Annotated in this window: 17 protein-coding genes and 3 pseudogenes; 11 read left to right on the forward strand and 9 right to left on the reverse strand. The window is 71.0% G+C overall.

The window, feature by feature from the left end:
• Positions 1 to 44: 44 nt before the first annotated feature.
• Positions 45 to 476 (reverse strand): PPOX class F420-dependent oxidoreductase, encoded by a 432-nt coding sequence (locus ACFXKG_RS29060; RefSeq protein WP_384845370.1) that lies wholly within the window; start codon positions 474 to 476, stop codon positions 45 to 47.
• A 141-nt stretch (positions 477 to 617) separates the two neighbouring features.
• Positions 618 to 1,028, reverse strand: coding sequence for a Fur family transcriptional regulator (locus ACFXKG_RS29065; RefSeq protein WP_384845373.1), 411 nt, complete (start codon positions 1,026 to 1,028; stop codon positions 618 to 620).
• Positions 1,029 to 1,307: 279 nt separating this feature from the next.
• Here ACFXKG_RS29065 and katG point away from each other — a divergent pair, with 279 nt between their 5' ends.
• The gene (gene katG / locus ACFXKG_RS29070) at positions 1,308 to 3,539 is read left to right on the forward strand and encodes a catalase/peroxidase HPI (protein ID WP_384845376.1); all 2,232 of its coding nucleotides are present in this window, start codon (positions 1,308 to 1,310) and stop codon (positions 3,537 to 3,539) included.
• Between the two features lie 114 nt (positions 3,540 to 3,653).
• Complete coding sequence (locus tag ACFXKG_RS29075) at positions 3,654 to 4,019, forward strand: tRNA-dependent cyclodipeptide synthase (RefSeq protein ID WP_384845379.1); 366 nt, start codon at positions 3,654 to 3,656, stop codon at positions 4,017 to 4,019.
• A 381-nt stretch (positions 4,020 to 4,400) separates the two neighbouring features.
• Here ACFXKG_RS29075 and ACFXKG_RS29080 read toward each other — a convergent pair whose 3' ends face one another.
• Both ACFXKG_RS29080 and ACFXKG_RS29085 read right to left on the reverse strand, forming a co-directional pair.
• Entirely contained in the window at positions 4,401 to 5,426 is a 1,026-nt protein-coding gene (locus tag ACFXKG_RS29080) for a 6-phosphofructokinase (protein WP_384845382.1), read from the reverse strand.
• Between the two features lie 407 nt (positions 5,427 to 5,833).
• A pseudogene (locus ACFXKG_RS29085) lies at positions 5,834 to 5,946 on the reverse strand (4Fe-4S ferredoxin); the annotation flags it as partial.
• Between the two features lie 287 nt (positions 5,947 to 6,233).
• On the opposite strand from ACFXKG_RS29085, the gene ACFXKG_RS29090 reads away from it, so the two are divergent.
• From ACFXKG_RS29090 to ACFXKG_RS29120, 7 genes and pseudogenes are all read left to right on the forward strand, one after another.
• Positions 6,234 to 7,997, forward strand: a complete 1,764-nt coding sequence (locus ACFXKG_RS29090) for a SulP family inorganic anion transporter (protein WP_384845530.1) — start codon at positions 6,234 to 6,236, stop codon at positions 7,995 to 7,997.
• Between the two features lie 12 nt (positions 7,998 to 8,009).
• A pseudogene (locus ACFXKG_RS29095) lies at positions 8,010 to 8,171 on the forward strand (transposase); the annotation flags it as partial.
• A pseudogene (locus tag ACFXKG_RS29100) lies at positions 8,108 to 8,434 on the forward strand (cyclic nucleotide-binding domain-containing protein); the annotation flags it as partial. The pseudogenes ACFXKG_RS29095 and ACFXKG_RS29100, both read left to right, overlap by 64 nt.
• Before the next feature lie 349 nt (positions 8,435 to 8,783).
• Positions 8,784 to 9,662, forward strand: coding sequence for a universal stress protein (locus tag ACFXKG_RS29105; protein ID WP_384845385.1), 879 nt, complete (start codon positions 8,784 to 8,786; stop codon positions 9,660 to 9,662).
• 298 nt (positions 9,663 to 9,960) lie between these two features.
• Positions 9,961 to 10,602, forward strand: a complete 642-nt coding sequence (locus ACFXKG_RS29110; RefSeq protein WP_384845388.1) for a CBS domain-containing protein — start codon at positions 9,961 to 9,963, stop codon at positions 10,600 to 10,602.
• A gap of 12 nt (positions 10,603 to 10,614) precedes the next feature.
• Entirely contained in the window at positions 10,615 to 11,076 is a 462-nt protein-coding gene (locus ACFXKG_RS29115; protein ID WP_384845392.1) for a Crp/Fnr family transcriptional regulator, read from the forward strand.
• A gap of 114 nt (positions 11,077 to 11,190) precedes the next feature.
• Positions 11,191 to 11,895, forward strand: a complete 705-nt coding sequence (locus ACFXKG_RS29120; RefSeq protein ID WP_384845395.1) for a response regulator — start codon at positions 11,191 to 11,193, stop codon at positions 11,893 to 11,895.
• A 34-nt stretch (positions 11,896 to 11,929) separates the two neighbouring features.
• Here ACFXKG_RS29120 and ACFXKG_RS29125 read toward each other — a convergent pair whose 3' ends face one another.
• The 5 genes from ACFXKG_RS29125 to ACFXKG_RS29145 form a co-directional block, all read right to left on the reverse strand.
• Entirely contained in the window at positions 11,930 to 13,651 is a 1,722-nt protein-coding gene (locus ACFXKG_RS29125; protein ID WP_384845398.1) for a GAF domain-containing protein, read from the reverse strand.
• Positions 13,652 to 13,779: 128 nt separating this feature from the next.
• A complete protein-coding gene (locus ACFXKG_RS29130; RefSeq protein WP_384845401.1) occupies positions 13,780 to 14,826 on the reverse strand; it encodes an alcohol dehydrogenase catalytic domain-containing protein in 1,047 nt (348 codons plus the stop codon).
• Between the two features lie 40 nt (positions 14,827 to 14,866).
• Complete coding sequence (locus tag ACFXKG_RS29135; protein WP_384845404.1) at positions 14,867 to 15,292, reverse strand: Hsp20/alpha crystallin family protein; 426 nt, start codon at positions 15,290 to 15,292, stop codon at positions 14,867 to 14,869.
• A 63-nt stretch (positions 15,293 to 15,355) separates the two neighbouring features.
• A complete protein-coding gene (locus ACFXKG_RS29140; protein ID WP_384845407.1) occupies positions 15,356 to 16,234 on the reverse strand; it encodes a universal stress protein in 879 nt (292 codons plus the stop codon).
• Positions 16,231 to 16,920, reverse strand: coding sequence for a CBS domain-containing protein (locus tag ACFXKG_RS29145; RefSeq protein WP_384845410.1), 690 nt, complete (start codon positions 16,918 to 16,920; stop codon positions 16,231 to 16,233). Before ACFXKG_RS29145 ends, ACFXKG_RS29140 begins: the two co-directional genes overlap by 4 nt.
• A gap of 238 nt (positions 16,921 to 17,158) precedes the next feature.
• On the opposite strand from ACFXKG_RS29145, the gene ACFXKG_RS29150 reads away from it, so the two are divergent.
• Together ACFXKG_RS29150 and ACFXKG_RS29155 are read left to right on the forward strand one after the other, a co-directional pair.
• On the forward strand, positions 17,159 to 18,142 hold the full coding sequence (locus tag ACFXKG_RS29150) for an Acg family FMN-binding oxidoreductase (RefSeq protein WP_384845413.1): 984 nt from the start codon (positions 17,159 to 17,161) through the stop codon (positions 18,140 to 18,142).
• Between the two features lie 54 nt (positions 18,143 to 18,196).
• A complete protein-coding gene (locus ACFXKG_RS29155; protein WP_384845415.1) occupies positions 18,197 to 19,060 on the forward strand; it encodes a universal stress protein in 864 nt (287 codons plus the stop codon).
• Positions 19,061 to 19,113 lie beyond the last annotated feature (53 nt).

The raw sequence follows: 19,113 nt of genomic DNA on the forward strand, positions 1-19,113 counted from the left end.
CGCGTACGGGGCGCGCGGGTGACGGAGGGCGGCCCGGGGCGCGGTCAGTCGATCCGGGCGCCGTACACGTGGTCGACGGTCATCGTCATCAGCACCCGGCGGTCGGAGACCATCACCGCCCGGTACTCGTCCCAGTCGGAATGCTCGCCGGCGGCGAGGCGGTAGTAGCGCACCAGCGCCTCGACCTCGGGACCGTGGGGGTCGGTCCCCGGCCCGGTGAGGATCACGGCGCCCTCGGCGGTGGCCCAGGACCGCCCGTCGGGTGCGGTGACCTCCAGGGCGGCTCGCGGGTCGCGGCGCAGGTTCGCCGTCTTGGCCCGTCCCTCCGTCATGGACACGTGGAGGACTTCGGTCCCCCGGTCGTAGAAGGGCATGACGGGAGAGAGCTGGGGACGGCCGTCCGCCTTGATCGTGGCGAGGACACCGAGCCGGCTCTCCGCGAGGAGTGTGCGTGGATCGAACGGGGTGACAGTCATGTCCGGGGCCAAGTCACGGCGGGGCGCCCGTTATTCCCGTCCTCGCGCGGCGAGCGGCCGGACGGGTGACGTACGGCGGCCGTCCGGCGGCGGAGGACGGGAGAAGAGAGTACGGAAGAAGGCCTGATCGAACAGCAGGCCTCAGGCGCAGGACGGGCACAGTCCGCGGTAGGTGACCTCGACCTCGGAGACCGTGAAGCCGAACCGCTCCACCGCCGGAAGGTCCGCCAGCGGATTGCCCGTCGGGTGGACGTCGCGGATGGTGCCGCAGGCGGAGCACACCAGGTGCTGGTGCGGGTGGTGGGCGTTGGGGTCGTAACGCTTGGCCCGGCCGTCCGTGGAGACCTCGATGACCTCGCCGAGGGTGACCATCTCGCCCAGCGTGTTGTAGACGGTCGCGCGGGAGATCTCCGGCAGCCGCCGTGCCGCGCGGGCGTGCACCTCGTCGGCCGTGAGGTGGACGTGGTCGCCGTCGAGGACCTCCGCAACGACGCGCCGCTGGGAGGTCATCCGCCAGCCACGTCCTCGCAGTCGTTCCAGCAGGTCACTCATGTCGGTTCACCTATTCAGGTTTGGTGGGATACCCGAAGTTTACCGGTGGGTGCCCAGGTTCCGATCCGGCCACGCACGTGGCCTTCTTCCGCTTGGCGTTCTTCTTGACTAAGACTCTGTCCATTGTAGGATCGGATCCGGCAATAGCCAAGGGACAGGAAGACTCCAGCGGCGCGGGAGGCCTCGCGAGAGGCCCTCCCCGCATCCGACGGGCCCCGGCTGTTCCACCGCCCCCAGTGTTCCTGAGCACCATGATCGACCTGGTCCGGAAGGATTCCGATGTCTGAGAACCATGAGGAAATCGTCGTAGAAGCGAAGGCTGAGGGCGGAGGCGGTTGCCCGGTCGTGCACGGGCGTGCCCCGCACCCGACGCAGGGTGGCGGCAACCGCCAGTGGTGGCCGGAGCGCCTCAACCTGAAGATCCTTGCCAAGAACCCCGCCGTGGCCAACCCCCTCGGTGAGGAGTTCGACTACGCCGAGGCGTTCAAGACCCTCGACCTCCCGGCCGTGAAGCAGGACATCGCGGCGGTGATGACGGACTCGCAGGACTGGTGGCCGGCCGACTTCGGGCACTACGGACCGTTCATGATCCGTATGGCGTGGCACAGCGCGGGCACCTACCGGATCAGCGACGGCCGCGGCGGCGCGGGCGCCGGGCAGCAGCGCTTCGCCCCGCTCAACAGCTGGCCGGACAACGGCAACCTCGACAAGGCCCGCCGTCTGCTGTGGCCGGTCAAGAAGAAGTACGGCCAGGCGCTCTCGTGGGCCGACCTCATGATCCTCGCCGGCAATGTCGCCCTGGAGACGATGGGCTTCAAGACCTTCGGCTTCGCCGGTGGCCGCGCGGACGTGTGGGAGCCCGACGAGGACGTGTACTGGGGCCCCGAGACCACCTGGCTCGACGACGAGCGCTACACGGGCGACCGCGAGCTGGAGAGCCCGCTCGGCGCGGTCCAGATGGGCCTCATCTACGTCAACCCCGAGGGCCCGAACGGCAATCCGGACCCGATCGCCGCGGCCCGCGACATCCGTGAGACCTTCCGCCGGATGGCGATGAACGACGAGGAGACGGTCGCCCTGATCGCGGGCGGTCACACCTTCGGCAAGACCCACGGCGCGGGCCCGGCGGACCACGTCGGCGCCAACCCCGAGGGCGCCTCGATCGAGGAGCAGGGCCTCGGCTGGAAGAACTCGTTCGGCACCGGCAAGGGTGGCGACGCGATCACCAGCGGCCTTGAGGGCATCTGGACCAACACCCCGATCACGTGGGACAACAGCTTCTTCGAGATCCTGTTCGGCTACGAGTGGGAGCTGTTCCAGAGCCCCGCGGGCGCGAACCAGTGGCGTCCGAAGGACGGCACGGGCGCGGGCACCGTCCCCGACGCCCACGACGCGTCGAAGACCCACGCCCCGACGATGCTCACGACCGACCTCTCGCTCCGGTTCGACCCGGCGTACGAGCAGATCTCGCGGCGCTTCCTCCAGGACCCCGACGCGTTCGCGGACGCCTTCGCCCGCGCGTGGTTCAAGCTGACCCACCGCGACATGGGCCCGATCGTGCGCTACCTCGGCCCGGAGGTCCCGGCCGAGGAGCTGGTGTGGCAGGACCCGCTGCCCGCGGTGGCGCACGAGCTCGTCGACGCCGAGGACATCGCCGCCCTCAAGACGCAGATCCTCGGCCAGGACCTGTCGGTGTCCGAGCTGGTGTCCACGTCGTGGGCGGCCGCCTCGTCCTTCCGCGGCAGCGACAAGCGCGGCGGCGCCAACGGCGCGCGCGTCCGCCTGGAGCCGCAGAGCGGCTGGGAGGTCAACGAGCCCGACCGGCTGGCGGCGACGCTGCGCGCCCTGGAGGGAATCCAGGAGTCCTTCAACGCCGCCCGGAACGGCGGCAAGCAGGTCTCGCTCGCCGACCTGATCGTCCTCGCCGGCGGCGCGGCCGTCGAGAAGGCCGCGAAGGACGCCGGCGTCGACATCGAGGTCCCCTTCACGCCGGGCCGCGTGGACGCGTCGCAGGAGCAGACGGACGTGGAGTCGTTCGCCGCGCTCGAACCGGCCGCCGACGGGTTCCGCAACTACCTCGGCAAGGGCAACCGGCTGCCGGCCGAGTACCTGCTGATCGACCGGGCGAACCTGCTCAACCTGAGCGCCCCCGAGATGACGGTCCTCGTCGGCGGTCTCCGCGTCCTGGGCGCGAACCACCAGCAGTCGTCGCTCGGCGTCCTCACCGCGACCCCCGGGTCCCTGACGAACGACTTCTTCGCCAACCTGCTCGACCTGGGCACCACGTGGACGGCGACGTCCGGGGACGCGAACACGTTCGAGGGCCGCGACGGCGCCACGGGCGAGGTCAAGTGGACCGGCAGCCGCGCCGACCTCGTGTTCGGTTCCAACTCCGAACTGCGGGCGCTCGCGGAGGTCTACGCGAGCGACGACGCGAAGGAGAAGTTCGTGAAGGACTTCGTCGCGGCGTGGACCAAGGTCATGAACCTCGACCGGTTCGACCTGGTCTGACCTACGGCGTCCGGGCCGGCCGGCATCGGCCGGCCCGGACCTTCCCGCCTCAGGGGATCACTTCGGTGGTCCCCTTTTCGCGTGCGCCCCGGGGCGGGCGCACCGGAATCACCCATGCCCACAGAAATTTACGGACCGTCACCCGCGCGGACGAACATCGCGCACCCAGCGTCACACGGCGCACACTCTTCTTGTAACTTGAGGACGCAGAGTGATCGCATGAACATCATCATTACGCTGGGTGAGAAGGTGCCATGCCGCACAGCCTTCCCCACCACCGTGCAGGTACAGGCGGTGCAGGACTACGTCGACGCCGAGCTGCCCTTCTTCGTCGACAGTCCGCGCATTCTGGGCGTCGCCTCCTCCGTCCACTGCTACCACTCCGTCCTGTCGCTCGGACGCCTGCTGTTCAGCGACCGCGCGGCGGGGCTACGACCGGCCGAGAACCAGGATTACGCGGTCGTCGCCTGCCAGGACTGACCGTTCGGGCGGCGGACCGGCGGCCCGGCCGTCCGGCCACCGTGAAGGGGCGCGCGCCCGAGAGAGACAGCGCAAGACAACTCCGGCTCATCTGGCCTTCGGCGCCGGCCCGCACTTCTGCCCCGCCTCGGCGATCTCCCGCGTCCACGCCGCGCAGGCTCTCACCGCTCTCCTGGAACGCCTGCCGGCGCTGCGCCTGGCCCTGCCCGCCGACCAGTTGGTCTGGCGTACCGGCAACATCAAGCGCGTACCCGAACGGCTTCATGTGCTCTGGTGAACCGCCGCAGCCCTTCGGATCAGGGGTCGTAGCCACTCGTACGTCCAGGTCCGGGCTCGCACGGTCGGCACTCCTCTCGGCGACCGCCGGGCCCGAGCCCGGCGTCACCCGAAGAACACCCCGAACTCGTCGTACAGCGACGGGTCCACCCCTTTGGTCCTCGTCCCGGCGTCGGGCAGGGGGACACGGACGATGTCGGTACCGCGCAGGGCCACCATCGTGCCGAAGGCGCCGTCCTTGACCGCGTCGACGGCATGCAGCCCGAAGCGTGTGGCCAGCCACCGGTCGAAGGCGCTCGGGGTCCCCCCGCGCTGGGTGTAGCCGAGCACCGTCGTGCGGGCGTCCGTACCGGTCCGCCGCGAGATCTCCTGGGCCAGCCACTCGCCGACGCCGGAGAGCCGCACATGGCCGTACTCGTCCAGCGAACGGTCCTTGAGGATCATCCGGCCCTCCCGGGGCACGGCTCCCTCGGCCGCGACGACGATCGGCGCGTAGTTGAACTCGAACCGGCTCTTCACCCAGGAACAGACCTGGTCGATGTCGAACGGCCGCTCCGGGATGAGGATCACGTTGGCGCCGCCCGCGACACCGGCGTGCAGGGCGATCCACCCGGCGTGCCGCCCCATCACCTCCACCACCAGGGTGCGCCGGTGGGACTCGGCGGTGGTGTGGAGGCGGTCGATGGCCTCGGTGGCGATGGAGACGGCCGTGTCGAAACCGAAGGTGTAGTCGGTGCCGGGAACGTCGTTGTCGATCGTCTTCGGCACGCCGACCAGCCGGATCCCGTGACGGCTCAGTTCGGCCGCCACGCCGAGCGTGTCCTCGCCACCGATCACGACGAGGGCGTCGACGCGGTGCTCGGCGAGAGTGCCCTGGATACGCCGCACCGCGTCCTCGTGGTGGAACGGGTTGGTACGGGACGAACCGAGGATGGTTCCGCCGCGCGGAAGGATCCCCCGCACGGTGGAGACGTCCAGCGGCAGGACGTCGTTGCGGAGCGCACCGAGCCAGCCGTCGCGCAGGCCCACGAAATCGAAGGCGTACTCCTGGACGCCCTTACGGACGACGCTGCGGATCACCGCGTTGAGGCCGGGGCAGTCGCCGCCGCCGGTCAGCACTCCCACCCTCATGGTTTCCGCCTTCCTCCGCACCGCGGGACGGCACACGACGCGTCCGGCTCCCTGTCGGCCGGTGTGCTTCCGGGATGCGGGCCGAAGACCCGTGCCCCCTTCACCGTGGGCTCCGGAGAACAGTGCCGGGACGAAGCCACGTCCACACGGACCGTGCTCCGCGTCCTGAAGCGACCGGTCACTTCCAGTGTCGGCTCCGCGTCTCTCCGGCGCATTCCCGGAGGGCACGGCGGCTCCCCGTCATGTCTCTCGCAGCGACCCGCCATGTCTCCCGCAGCACGAAGTGGGCGTCGCGGACGGCCGGGGTCACGCGTTGGATCAGCCGCGGAAGCGCTGCCGCCACCGGTGCGCCGTCGCGCCCGGTGAGCAGGGTGCCCGCGGGTACCCGGGGACGTAGCGCCTCGACCACAGCCGGAGGAGCCGACTGGTCGTACCGGGTGCCCAGTTTGTGGGTGAGCCACTGACGGTAGCGGTTGTGCGGCGAGGAGCGGACCGGACCGCCGGACAGCAGGGAGAAGTCCCGGCGTTCCCCGGGGAACGTCCCTTTCACCGATAAGCCCACGCCCGGACAGAGGCCGGGCGCCCCCGACAGGTCCAGATGGTCCAAACGATCAGGATCTGAAGGGGTGCGAGCGTCACAATGGGAGCACTCGCCTTCGAGGACGGGGACACACACTCTTCCAGCAGCACGGAACTTGGCGCACGAAGCGGCCGCAGACCCGGAGCAAGGCCGACAAACGCCGCGGGAAGAGGGACGCCTCTTGAGCCTCGCGGGGTGAGCCTTCGCGGGTGCCTGCCCCCGGCGAGATGCCGGGGCGGCGTGGTGAAAGGAGACCCGTGCCCCGGCACACCTGCGACGGCAGCGGGACGCGGAAGGGGCTCCGGTCCCGGTTGCCCGGTGTCGCGCTGCTCACCGGCTACCGGCGCTCATGGCTGACAGGAGATGTGCTGGCCGGGGTCACGGTCGCGGCGTACCTCGTGCCCCAGGTCATGGCCTACGCGAGTGTCGCCGGTGTGCCGCCGGTCACGGGTCTGTGGGCGGCGCTGCCCGCACTGGTGCTCTACGCGCTGCTCGGTACGTCCAGACTTCTCTCGGTCGGCCCGGAGTCGACGACAGCGCTGATGACCGCAGCGGTGGTCGGACCGTTGGCGGCCGGGGATCCCGGGCGCTACGGGGCAGTGGCCGCCACGCTCGCCGTCACGCTCGCGCTGCTGTGTCTGGCGGCGTGGGCCGCCAGGCTCGGGTTCATCGCCGATTTGCTGTCACGACCGGTCCTGGTGGGCTACCTGGCCGGCATCGCCCTGCTGATGACCGTGGACCAACTGCCCAAGCTCACCGGTGTGCCGACGACGGGCTCCGACTTCTTCCCACAGTTGTTGTCCTTTCTGCGCGACCTCTCCGGTGCAGAGGCAGCGACCGTGGCGTTCAGCACTGCTCTCCTCGCCTTTCTCTTCGTGGCACCCCATCGATGGCCGGCGGTTCCCCGGCCGCTGCTCGCCGTGGTCCTCGGAACCGGCGTCGTCGCACTGTTCGGCTGGGAGGACCGCGGCATCGCGGTGGTCGGCACGGTCCCGTCCGGGCTGCCCCACCCGGCGCTGCCCGACCTGAGCGAGCTTCCCCGCCTGCTGGTGCCCGCGCTGGGTGTCCTGCTCGTCGGCTACAGCGATGTCATCCTGACCGGACGCGCATTCGCCGAACGCGACGAGCGCGAGCGGCTCGATCCGAACCAGGAGTTGCTCTCCCTGGGCGCGGTGAACCTCGGCGCGAGCCTCTTCCACGGATTCCCGGTGAGCAGCAGCGCCAGCCGGACGGCGCTCGCCGCGTCGACGGGAGCACGCACCCAGGCATATTCGCTCGTCGCCTGCGCGGCCGTCCTCGGTGTGCTGCTGTTCCTCGGCTCCGTCCTCGGCCGTATCCCAGTCCCTGTGCTGGGGGCGCTCGTCGTCTACGCCGCGGTGCGGCTGATCGACCTGGCGGGATTCCGACGGCTGGCCGCCTTCCGACGCCGGGAGTTCCTTCTGGCGACAGGCTGTCTGCTCGGCGTGCTGGCCCTCGGTATTCTCTACGGGGTACTCGTCGCGGTGGGGCTGTCGGTGGCCGAACTCCTGAGCCGGGTCGCACGCCCGCACGACGCCGTCGAAGGGCTTGTGCCCGGGGTGGCCGGCATGCACGACGTCGACGACTACCCGAAGGCCCGCACCATCCCCGGGCTGCTCATCTACCGGTACGACTCCCCTCTCTTCTTCGCCAACGCCGAGAACTTCAAGCGGCGTGCCCTGGCCACCCTGGACAAACAGACCGGTCCTGTGCTCTGGTTCGTCCTCAACACCGAGGCGAACGTGGAAGTGGACATCACCGCGCTGGACTCCGTGGAGGAACTCCGGCGTGAAGTGACTGAACGGGGAATCGTGTTCGCCATGGCCCGGGTCAAGCAGGACCTGCGCGACCAACTGGACGTCTATGGGCTCTCCGAGTCCGTCGGCAGGGAGCTGATCTTCCCGACCCTGCCGACCGCCGTGGCCGCCTACAGAAAGTGGCGCGGGCGTCCGGATGGTGAGGCGAGCGGTTAGCTTTTTCTTTTTCTGTTCTGCCACGTCTACGGCCGGGCGAAGCCGGCGTCGCAGTTCCTTCCGGGCCGGCCCTACTTCTTCGTGGCCGTGCTGGAGCCAGGTGACACGTCCTGGACCGCGATCCTGGACGCGGTCCGGCTCGGCCCGATGGACGACGCATCTTCGACGAGGGCGGCAGGGCCGACCGCTTCTGGATCATTCACACCGGCACGGTCGCACTCGATCTCCGCGTGCCCGGTCGGCAGGCGGCAGTGATCGAGACTCCGGGAGCCGCGAGCCTGCTGGGCTGGTCCTGGCTGGTCCCACCCCATCACCGGCATCTGGGGGCCGAGGCCGGCAGCCCGGTTCGTGCCTACGAGTTCGATGCGGCGGTGGTCCGTGAGATGTGCGCGAGAGACCCGGCGCTGGATCACGAATGGTGCACCTACGTTGCCGGCGACCCGCCGGCAGAAGAACGGCGTCATCCGTCAACCGCCGCGCGGGTGCCCGGATCCCGCGGCCGCTGCGAGTACGTGGTCCTCGATACGGCGCCGGACACGTTCGGTGAGCGTGTCGAGCCGCTCCACGGCCCCAGGACTCCCCCGGTCCGCGGACCAGATGCGCCGCCCGGAGATCTGGGGTACTCCTCGTGGGAGAAGGACCCTGCTCGAGTCGGCGGCACAGAAAGCTGATGCGCTGTGCGGAGCGCGCCCGAAGGCCTGCTCCCGAGGCGGCCGCACCCGGGGCAGCGATCCGACAGCGGCCACGAACACCTTCTCAGCCTCGTACGAGACGGAGGCAGTCGCCATGGGACGAGTCATCACCGTGGGCCTCGACGGCTCACCCGAGAGCCTTGCCGCCGCGCGCTGGGCCGCGGAGGAGGCCCAGCGCCGCGGTCTCTTCCTGCGCCTGCTGCACGCGTGGCCTCTGCTGGTACCGGAACCGACCCGCGTCCCCGCGGAAATGGACCAGAACTACTGGGCGAAGCGATTGATGCACAACGCCCAGACGGAACTCCAGGCACACCACCCGGGCCTCACCATCATGGGCAACCTCGTCGCAGACGACGCCCAGAACGCTCTGCTCCAAGCGGCGACGGAGTGCGAGATGCTCGTACTCGGATCCCGCGGCCTGACCCCCGTCGAGAGCTACTTCCTCGGCGACATCAGCATGATCGTCGTGGGTCGCGCCGAGCGGCCCGTGGTCCTGGTGCGCGCCGACGGGAGTGCGGAGAAGGCCTCGGCGGGCGAACCCGGCGCGGTCGGCGACGTCGTGGTGGCGCTGAAACTGCACGGCCCGTACGACGAGTTGCTCGACTTCGCCTTCACCACCGCTGTGACACGGGGACTGCCACTGCGGGCCGTTCACGGCCACAGCACACCGATCCACGCGTACACCCCCTGGGGCGTGGACCACACCGTGACCCAGGAGATCGTCCAGGACGCGCAGAAGCAACTGAACCAGGCCCTCCGCCCCTGGCGCGAGAAGTTTCCGGGCGTGGACGTGACGGACGCCATCCGTCTCGAAAGCCCCGCGAGCGCCGTCGTAGGGGCCGCCGGAGGTGCCGGACTGCTGGTCGTCGGCCGACGCAGGCACCACCCCGACCTGGGGCCATATCTGGGCCCCGTGGCCCAGGCCGCCGTCCACCACGCGCGCTGTCCTGTCGCGGTCGTCCCCCACGACTGAACCGGGCCACCGCGGAAGCGGTGCGGCGGGCAGACCCGTGAGTATTCCGGCTCCGCGCCGCTCGTGCACCGCGCCGCTCCCGGTGCGAAGGTGCGCGCCGCACACCGTGCCGCCCTTCGTCGGCACAGGCGCCGGGCGGGCAGTCACCGGCGGGGATCCGGTCCGGGCCCGTCATGCCGACAGGTCCCCGCCCGAGGGCCGGACGGCCCGCACGACGCCCCCGGCCAGCCCCAGCGGTCCGCCTGCCCGGGGGCGGATCGTGATGGGTATCTCCTCCCGATCGGCTGAAGGGCACGAGATGAGATTTCGCAGGGCCGGTGACGTGATGACCGCGGACACCGTCCGCGCGGGCCCGTCCACGCCGGTCGCGGACGTGGTCCGGTCGCTGGCGGAGCGCGGCATCGGCGGTGTGCCGGTCGTGGACGAGGACGACAAGGTGCTCGGAGTCGTCACCCGTTCCGATCTCACGCGGCGCGGGGGCGGGACGGGGCGCTCAGGCCGGCCCGGGGTGGCCGGCGGGCCGGGCACCGCGGGCCCCACCGCCGGTGAACTGATGTCGGTTCCGGCGGTCACGGTCCGCGCGGTCGACTCCATCGCGCTGACCGGTCGCACCATGGCGGCCCGTGACATCGGCCGGCTCCCGGTGGTGGACGAGGAGGCCCGGCTCATCGGCATCATCACCCGGCGTGATCTGCTGCGGGTGTTCGTCCGCCCCGATTCCGACCTCCGCGACGAGATTCTCGACGAGATCGTGGTCCGCGCCCTGTGGCTGGATCCCGCGCCGCTCACGGTCGCGGTCGTCGACGGAGTGGTGACCCTGCGTGGCCGCCTGGCACGTGAGGCGGACGTGTCCGTCGCCGCGGGGATGGCAGCCCGCGTCGACGGGGTGGTCGCCGTGGTGAACGAGCTGACCGGTCGGCGCGCTCGGGCTTCCGGATGAGATGCGACGACGATGACCAGGTCGGGAAACCTGTTCGACGAACTGTCCCCCGCCGGGCGCGAACGGCTGCGGGAAGCCGCCACGGAGGTGACGTTCCCGGGTGGCGCGCGCATCTTCGACGAGGGCCGGCGCGCCGACCGGTTCTGGGTGGTGCGCAGCGGCCAGGTCGCGCTGGACCTGCACGTCCCCGGCCGCCGGGCGGCCGTCGTCGAGACACTCGGCCCCGGTGAACTGCTCGGCTGGTCCTGGTTGCTCCCTCCGTACGTGTGGCACCTGGGCGCCCAGGCCGTCCGCACCGTCCACGCCGAGCAGTTCGACGCGATGGTCGTACGGGCCCTGTGCGCGGCCGACCCCGTGTTCGGCCGCGCGGTGTACCGGACCGTCGCCGAGGTGGTGGCGGACCGGCTGCGCGGCAGCCGTACCCGCCTCCTGGACCTGTACGGACCGCAGGGCAGCGGCACCACGCCCGGGTGACCCGCCCGGTGCCGGGCGCCGGAGGCCCGTTCGGCCCTGGCCCGCCCGGCCGACCCGGGCCACGATGGAAGGCGTACGGAAAGCCTGGTGCGCGAGCGCGTCGGAGGAGCGAGCATGAGCGAGGTACGACGGTTCTCACCGCAGAGCCCGATCCGGGTCTTTCTGCTCGACGACCACGAAGTCGTCCGGCGGGGCCTGCGGGACCTGCTCGACGCGGAGCCGGACCTCGATGTGGTGGGCGACGCGGCCACGGTCGACCACGCCCTCGCCCGGGGGCCCGCCCTGCGGCCGGACGTGGCCGTGCTCGATGTACGGCTGCCGGACGGGGACGGGATCACGGTCTGCCGGGAGCTGCGTTCGCGGATGCCGGAACTCGCCTGCCTGATGCTGACCTCGTTCGACGACGACGACGCGCTGCTGGACGCGATCATGGCCGGGGCCGCCGGCTACGTGCTCAAGGACATCAAGGGGGCGGACCTCGTCGCGGCCGTACGGACCGTCGCCTCCGGTCAGTCCATGCTCGACCCTGCGACCACGACCCGGCTGATGAGCAGCCTGCGTGGCGAGGAGGACGCGTCCGGTGCCGAGGAGGACGCGCTGTCGCAGCTCTCGCCACGGGAGCGGGAAATTCTCGTCCTGATCGGTGAAGGTCTGACCAATCAGGAGATCGGCGGGCGCCTGTACCTGTCGGAGAAGACCGTCAAGAACCACATCTCGCGTCTGCTCGCCAAGCTGGGCGTCTCGCGGCGCGTCCAGGCCGCCGTTCTCGCCACCCAGTCCGCCGCACGCCCCGCCACGGGCGAGCACGGACACCGCTGACCCTGGGCGTCCCGGCCCGGGGCCGGACACCGGCTCACGTGTGGCGGAGCGGCACCGTCCAGACGAGCCGGGTGCCGCCCTGCCGGGGTGTTCCGACCGTCAGCCCGCCGCCGAGGCCCTCCGCCCGCCGGGCGAGGTTGTCGAGCCCGCTGCGTCGGCCGTCCGGCGCGATACCCGTGCCGTTGTCGGAGACGGTCAGGGTCAGACGGCCGTCACGGACCACGAGGGAGACCTCGGCGGCGTCGGCGTGGGCATGGCGCCCGACATTGCTCAGCGCCTCGCCCAGGACGGCCACGACATGGTCCCCGGTCGCCACCGGCACATCGGTGTCGATCAGGCCCTCCATCCGGACCGCGGGGGTGAAGCCGAGGGCCCGCACGGCCTCCTCCACGGAGGTGGTGACCCGGGCCCGCAGCCCCTGGCGGGCGCGCCCTGTCCCGCGGGACCGCAGTCCGAAAATCGTCGAACGGATGATCTTGATCGTCTCGTCGAGATCATCCACGGCGCGCAGCAGCCGTTCACGTGCCTGCGGGTGATCCACGAACCGGAGGGAGCTCTGCAGGGTCATGCCCGTCGCGAACAGCCGCTGGATGGCCAGGTCGTGCAGGTCACGGGCGATCCGGTCGCGGTCCTCCAGCAGGGCGATCTGTTCGGCGTCATGGCGCCGCTCGGCCAGTTCCATGGCGAGCGCCGCCTGCCCGGCGAAGGCCAGCAGCGGGTCCGTGCCGGCCTCGGTGAAGGGTTCCCGTGCGGCGCTCCGTGCCAGGAGCAGGACACCGTGCACCGTGTCGCCTGCGGCCAGGGGTACGGCGACGGCGTACCGCAGACCGCGCCATCGCGGTGGGCCCGCGGTGATGCGCGGATCGTGCCGTACGTCCACGCTGATGAGCGGCTTTCCGGACCGGAACGACGCGCCGACGAGGGAACCCTCGCAGGGGAGGACCAACCCGTCGTGGACGTCCGCGTCGACACCGGTGGCGTATGCCACCCTCAGCTCCCCGTCTCCGTCGGCCGGCAGTGCGAGCGCGCCCAGATCGGCGGCGAGGATGCGGCGCGCGTGACCCACGATCAGGCGCAGCACCTCCTCCCCGCCCTGCCCCGACAACAGGGCGGCGACGATCTCCGCGTTCGCCTCCAGCCGGCGCTGCCGGTCGCGCGACATCTCGTACAGCCGCGCGTTCTCGATGGCCTCCCCCGCGGCCATGGCCAGGGTCAACAGGACCGTCTCGTCCTCGCTGTCGAACGCCTTGCCGCCCCGCTTCTCGGTGAGATACAGGTTGCCGAACACCTTGTCGCCCGCCTTGATCGGCACCCCCAGGAACGAGTGCATCGGCGGGTGGTTCGGCGGGAATCCGTACGAGGCCGGGTGTTCGGACAGCTCCGACAGGCGCAAGGGCTCGGGGTGCCGGATCAGCTCGCCGAGGATTCCATGGCCGGAGGGGAGGGAGCCGATCGCGCGTACCTGCTCCTCGCTCACGCCGGTGGTGAGGAACTGCGAGAGGCGGGTGGGGTCCTCGCCGATGACGCCCAGGGCTCCGTACTCGGCGTCCACGAGCACCGTGGCCGCCTCGACGATGTGCCGCAGCACCTGGGGGAGTTCCAGCTCCCGGCCGACCGCGAGGACGGCTTCGAGGAGGCTCCGCATGGACTCCCCGGTTCCACGCTCCACGGCGGCCAGATGCGCCCGCAGTTCCCGGGGCAGCACGTCCAGCCCGGGAGGCGCGCCGTCCCCCCGCTTGCCGCCGTCCTCGGTCACCGTGTCCTCCGTCGGGCCCGGCCGAGCGGAGCGGAGTGCTCCACGTGTCCACGGTAACGGTCCACGGCGGCCGGGCATCTCGGCGCCCCGCCCTCATGACCGTACGTGAGCGGATCACCCGGATCAGCTCAGCCCGCGGACCGTTCCAGGACCACCTTCAGGGCCTCGTTGGCCGCGGCTTCCGAGAAGACTCCGTACGCCTCCTCCATCGCGTCGAGGGAAAAGCGGTGCGTGACCAGTGCCGACGCGGGCAGCCGGCCCGCTGTCGCCATCCGGAGCAGCATCGGCGTCGAGTGGGTGTCGACCAGCCCGGTCGTGATCGTCACATCCTTGATCCACAGCTCCTCCAGGTGGAGCGCGGCCGGTTTGCCGTGCACCCCGACATTGGCGACATGGCCGCCGGGACGCACCACCCGGGTGCACAGCTCGAAGCTCTCCGGCACGCCCACGGCCTCGATGGCCACGTCCGCCCCCAGTCCGTCGGTCAGGTCGGCGACCAGCCGTGCGGGGTCCTCCTCCGAACTCACCACCGCGTCCGCCCCGAGCCCGCGTGCCGCCGCCAGGCGGGACCGGTCCGGGTCGACGGCGATGATCCGGCCGGGGCCGAACAGTCCCGACGTGGCGATCGCGGCGAGTCCGACCGGGCCCGCGCCGACCACGACCACGGTGCCACCCGGCCGGACGCGCCCGTTCAGGACCCCCACCTCGTAGGCGGTCGGGAAGATGTCCGCGAACAGGACCGCGTCGTCGTTGCCGAGAGCGGGTTGCAGCGGGTGGACGGAGAAGTCGGCGAAGGGAACGCGTGCGTACTCGGCCTGGGTCCCGTCGATCAGATGCCCCAGCACCCAGCCGCCACCGCCCAGGCACTGGCCGTACCGGGACTCCCGGCAGTAACCGCAGCGCCCGCACGCGCAGATACAGGAGACCAGGACCCGGTCCCCGGGCCGTACGGACCGCACCTCGCCGCCCGTCTCCACGACCTCACCGACGGCCTCGTGGCCGAGGACTGTTCCCGGTTCGACGTCCGGTACATCCCCTTTGAGGATGTGGAGGTCGGTGCCGCAGATCGTGACGGCGTCGATCCGTACGATCGCGTCCGCCGCGTCCTTGACGGCGGGATCCGGAACCTCGTCCCAGGAGGACTGTCCGGGCCCGTGGAAGACCAGTGCCTTCATGTCGTCACCTCCTCACGGCCACGAAGCGCGGCCCGCGTGTTCAGTCGTGCTGCACCGGGATGGTCCGGGTCGCGGTCTCCGCGCCGGGGACCGGAACGGAGACGGTGAGTACGCCGTCCTTGTACGCGGCTGTGGCCTCCTCGCCCCGGGCGCCGGCCGGCAGCCGCACGGACCGCATGAAGGTGCCGTAGTGGAATTCCGTGCGGTTCTTCTCCCCGGACTCCGAACTGCGTTCGGCCCGCAGGGTCAGAATGCCCTCCGCCACGGTGAGTTCGAGGTCCTTGGCCGGGTCGATTCCCGGCAGCTCCGCGCGGAGGGCGTAGGTGCCGTCCGTGAGGGATTCCTCGATACGGATGCTGTGGAGTCCCGGTACCTGGTGAAGCCAGGGGGCGCCTTCCTCGGCCCATCCCAGCAGGTCGGGCAGCCCGGAGGGCCAGCCCATCCGGCGTTCGATCTTCCCGCTCATGTCTGCCTCCTTCTGGTTCTCTCCTGAATTTCCGCCTTCTGAGTTCCGGTTTCCGACCCCACCTCACGCGTGAGGGACGACGGCCACCGGGCACGGCGCGTGATGCACCGCAGCCGACAGCACGTGGCCGATACGGGGGGAGAGCGCGGGGCGCTTCTTCCGGCGTCCCACGACGAGCAGTCCCGTCCCTGCGATGTCGCGTACGACGGCGCGGGCCGGGCTCTCCATCCGCACGCTCTCCACCACCCGTACATCCGGGAACCGGTCGCGCCAGGGGCGCAGTGTCCGGCTCAGGTCACGTTGTGCCTGGACGGTCATCTCGTGGGAGATGTAAGGGTCGACACCCCCGCGGTTGTACGCCGGTGGCGGCAGACTCCTGCCGTGCACCACCCGCAGGACGGCCGCGCGGCGGGCCGCCGTCCCGAATCCGTAGGTGAGGAGCGCGTCGGGCGTCCCGCGCAGGCTGAGTCCGAGCACCACGTCGCCGTTCTCCTCCATCGAGGCCGGATCCTCCCTGGCGCGTACGAGGACCGTCACGGTCTCGGACCGCGCCAGTACGTGCATACCGACGGCGCCGAGGAAATAGCCGGCCAGACCCGTCACGTCGCGCGAACCGAGCACCAGCGACTGCGACTCCGCCGCGGCGCCGAGCAGCGCGTCCACCGGCTCCTCCGCGGCCAGGTCCTCGTACACCGGCAGGTCGGGGAAGCGCTCCTCGATCATTCCGCATGCCTCGGCGACGATCCGCTTGGGCCAGTAGTTCCGGTCGTTCTCCCGCGGGTGGTCGCCCCGTTCGGGAACGATCATCGCCCAGGCGTGCAGAAGCCGCAGGGTGGCGCCGCGCGCCGATGCCTCCTGTGCTGCCCAGAGCGCGGCGGAGAGCGACTCGGGCGTGCCGTCCAGCCCCACGGTGACCACCGGTTTCACGGCATCGTCCGTCACGGCGCGGCTCCGCTTCCGGCCCGGACGTCACGCCCGGTTCGGTCCGCCCGGTAGGTGAGCCTCTCGGAGACCGAGACGACGCCGTCCACGCTGCCGCACAGCCGTACGAGTACGGGGATCATCCCGCTGTCGTCCACCGTGCCGCGCAGGAAGACCTGCCCCTCGGTGACCTCGACGGTGACGTCCGACGGCGCGAGGCCCAGCGTCGTGCCCAGCACGTCGTGGGTGATCTCCTCACGGATCGCCGGGTCCCGCCGCAGGAACACCCGGAGCAGGTCCGCCCGGCTGACGATGCCGAGCAGCCTGTCCGCCTCGTCGACCACCGGCAGCCGCTTGACGTTCTGCACGGCCATGAGCCGCGCGGCCTCCACGACCGTCCACTCCGGGTGCGCGCACACCGCGGGGGCGGACATGATCTCGCCGGCGTCGCGGCCCTCGGCCCGGGCCTTCTCCCACGCCTCAAGGTGCGGCAGCGGTGTCCTGCCCGACAGGTCCGAGCGGTCGGCCGCCTTCCGCAGCAGATCCGCTTCCGACACGATCCCTGCCGGCCGGCCCGCGCCGTCGAGGACGGGCACGGCGCTCACGTTGTGCTCCATGAGCGTCCGGGCAATTTCCTTGAACGGTGTATCGACCCGCACGCTCACGACATCATGGGTCATGAGTTCACTGATCCTGCGGTGATCCATGTCAAGGCTCCCTCTCGTCACCCACGGCCCCGGGCCGCGGCCACGTCCCCAGCGTGGGCTCCTCCCGTCGGTCCGCGGCAGGTGCCACCCGGCCCCTTCCGTATGACCGTGAAGCCCCACGGGCCGTAGTCCGAATGGGGCCATGAGGCACGGGTCAGGGCCTACCGGCCCCTGCCGCGAGGGGTCCACCCCGTCGGACTCTGGGAACGGAGAAACACGACACGACCGGGAGGACCTGGTGTCCGTACACACGCCGGGCAAGGTGGCCGTGAGCCACCTCGTCCGTGACGCGACCGCCGCACCGTCCATGCACAACGCGCAACCCTGGCGCTTCCACTACGCCCGCGGCAGCCGCACCTTCAGCCTCTTCGCGGACCTGACCCGCGCCCTGCCGCACGCCGATCCCACCACTCGCGGACTGCACATCGGCTGTGGCGCGGCCCTGTTCAACCTACGGGTCGCTGCCGTCCACGCCCATCTGCGGCCGATCACCCAACTGCTTCCCGACCCCGCGGTCCCCGGGCTGCTGGCGACCGTACGGCTCGACGACCCCGACGATCGGATCGACGGACTCGCCGTGCTCCACCCGGCGATCCACGAGCGTCACACGAGCCGGTTCCCCTTCTCCGGCCGGCGCATCCCGGCGGAGGTCCGGCGCGCGCTCACCGAGGCGGCACGCCACGAGGACGCTGATCTGGTCTTCCCGGCCGGGTCCCATCTCGAGAGCGTGCTCGACCTGATCCGGGACGCCGAGGGGTACGGCCACATGGACACCCGCAGGGAGGCGGAGACCGAGCGGTGGACGCGGGACACCACGGAAGCACCCGTGGACGGCATACCGGAGTATGCCTTCGGGCCGCTCAAGCGGGGCGGATCGGCACCCGTCCGGGACTTCGCCGGCCGCACCCCGGTCCACGGGCGTGGCCTGGCCGACTTCGAGGACCGTCCCCAACTGGCCCTGCTGCGTACCGTGCGGGACGGACCGGCCGACTGGCTGCGCGCGGGACAGGCGCTGGAACGGGTCCTGCTCATCGCCACGCTCCACGGTCTGAGCAGTTCCTTTGCCACCCAGGCACTCGAATGGCCCGACCTGCGCTGGGTGCTGCGCGACCCGGACTCGGGCGCGGGGCACGTCCAGATGGTGATCAGGCTGGGCTACGGACCGACGGGGCCGAGGACGCCCCGCCGTCCGGTACCGCACGTACTGGTGGTCGAGGACTGACCACCGGTCATCAGACGAACCCGAGGAAAGGCGGTGGGAGGGATGGAGCTTCCCGTGGTAGTGGGAGTGGACGGATCGGAGGGCAGCCTTCAGGCGGTCGACTGGGCGGCAGCCGAGGCGGAGCGCTCCGGCCGGCCCCTGAGACTGGTGCACGCCTCGCTGTGGGAACACTACGAGGGGATACGGCCGAGGCTCTCGGAGGACCGCCCCTCCGAACAGGTCTTCGCGGAGAATCTCGTCGCGGCGTCCGAGGAACGCGTACACCGGCAGGCCCCCGACGTGAAGGTCTCCACCGATGTGCGGCCGGATGATCCCGTGACGGCGCTCCTCGACGAGGGGACCGAGGCGGCGCTCCTCGTCGTCGGGCCACGCGGCCACGGTCCGATCGTGGGCATGCTCCTGGGATCGGTGAGCCTGGCCGTCGCCGCCCGGGCGTCCTGCCCGGTGGTCGTGGCCCGGGGCGCCGAACCGAACAGGCGTTCCACATATGGCCGTGTCGTGCTCGGCGTCGGGGAGACCACCGGGTCCACCGCCGTGGCCCGCTTCGCCCTCCGCCAGGCACGGGCGAGGAGGTGCGAACTGACTGCTGTACGTGTCTGGCGTTGTCCCCCGTACGAGAACATGCCGTACCCGCTGGTCGACGGGGAGCAGACGCGGGCCTACCGGCAGGAGGCCGACGAGTGCCTGGACCGGGTACTCGGTGTCACCGTCCGCGACGTCCCGGAGGTCACCGTGCGGCGGAAACTCATCCAGGGCACGGCGCACCAGGCACTCATCGAGGAGTCGGAAAGCGCGGACCTGCTGGTCGTCGGAGCACAACGGCGCCGAGGCGTCGTCGGGTTGCAGCTCGGCCGGGTCAATCACGCGATGCTGCATCATGCCCCGTGTCCCGTCGCGGTGATCCCGGAAGGACACTGACCGGCCGGGCGGGACGAACGTGCCGAAGAGACCGGGCCCACGGGAAGAACGCG

Source organism: Streptomyces sp. NPDC059255, from assembly GCF_042752355.1.
In the GTDB taxonomy this organism is placed as follows: domain Bacteria; phylum Actinomycetota; class Actinomycetes; order Streptomycetales; family Streptomycetaceae; genus Streptomyces.

Coding starts and splice junctions, on each gene's coding strand:
- ACFXKG_RS29135 (WP_384845404.1), bottom strand. CDS start 15,292: ATGAGCGGGAAGATCGAACGCCGGATGGGCTGGCCCTCCGGGCTGCCC.
- ACFXKG_RS29090 (WP_384845530.1), top strand. CDS start 6,234: ATGCCGGGGCGGCGTGGTGAAAGGAGACCCGTGCCCCGGCACACCTGC.
- ACFXKG_RS29130 (WP_384845401.1), bottom strand. CDS start 14,826: ATGAAGGCACTGGTCTTCCACGGGCCCGGACAGTCCTCCTGGGACGAG.
- ACFXKG_RS29060 (WP_384845370.1), bottom strand. CDS start 476: ATGACTGTCACCCCGTTCGATCCACGCACACTCCTCGCGGAGAGCCGG.
- ACFXKG_RS29115 (WP_384845392.1), top strand. CDS start 10,615: ATGACCAGGTCGGGAAACCTGTTCGACGAACTGTCCCCCGCCGGGCGC.
- ACFXKG_RS29080 (WP_384845382.1), bottom strand. CDS start 5,426: ATGAGGGTGGGAGTGCTGACCGGCGGCGGCGACTGCCCCGGCCTCAAC.
- ACFXKG_RS29120 (WP_384845395.1), top strand. CDS start 11,191: ATGAGCGAGGTACGACGGTTCTCACCGCAGAGCCCGATCCGGGTCTTT.
- ACFXKG_RS29105 (WP_384845385.1), top strand. CDS start 8,784: ATGGGACGAGTCATCACCGTGGGCCTCGACGGCTCACCCGAGAGCCTT.
- ACFXKG_RS29075 (WP_384845379.1), top strand. CDS start 3,654: ATGCCCACAGAAATTTACGGACCGTCACCCGCGCGGACGAACATCGCG.
- katG (WP_384845376.1), top strand. CDS start 1,308: ATGTCTGAGAACCATGAGGAAATCGTCGTAGAAGCGAAGGCTGAGGGC.
- ACFXKG_RS29110 (WP_384845388.1), top strand. CDS start 9,961: ATGAGATTTCGCAGGGCCGGTGACGTGATGACCGCGGACACCGTCCGC.
- ACFXKG_RS29145 (WP_384845410.1), bottom strand. CDS start 16,920: ATGGATCACCGCAGGATCAGTGAACTCATGACCCATGATGTCGTGAGC.
- ACFXKG_RS29065 (WP_384845373.1), bottom strand. CDS start 1,028: ATGAGTGACCTGCTGGAACGACTGCGAGGACGTGGCTGGCGGATGACC.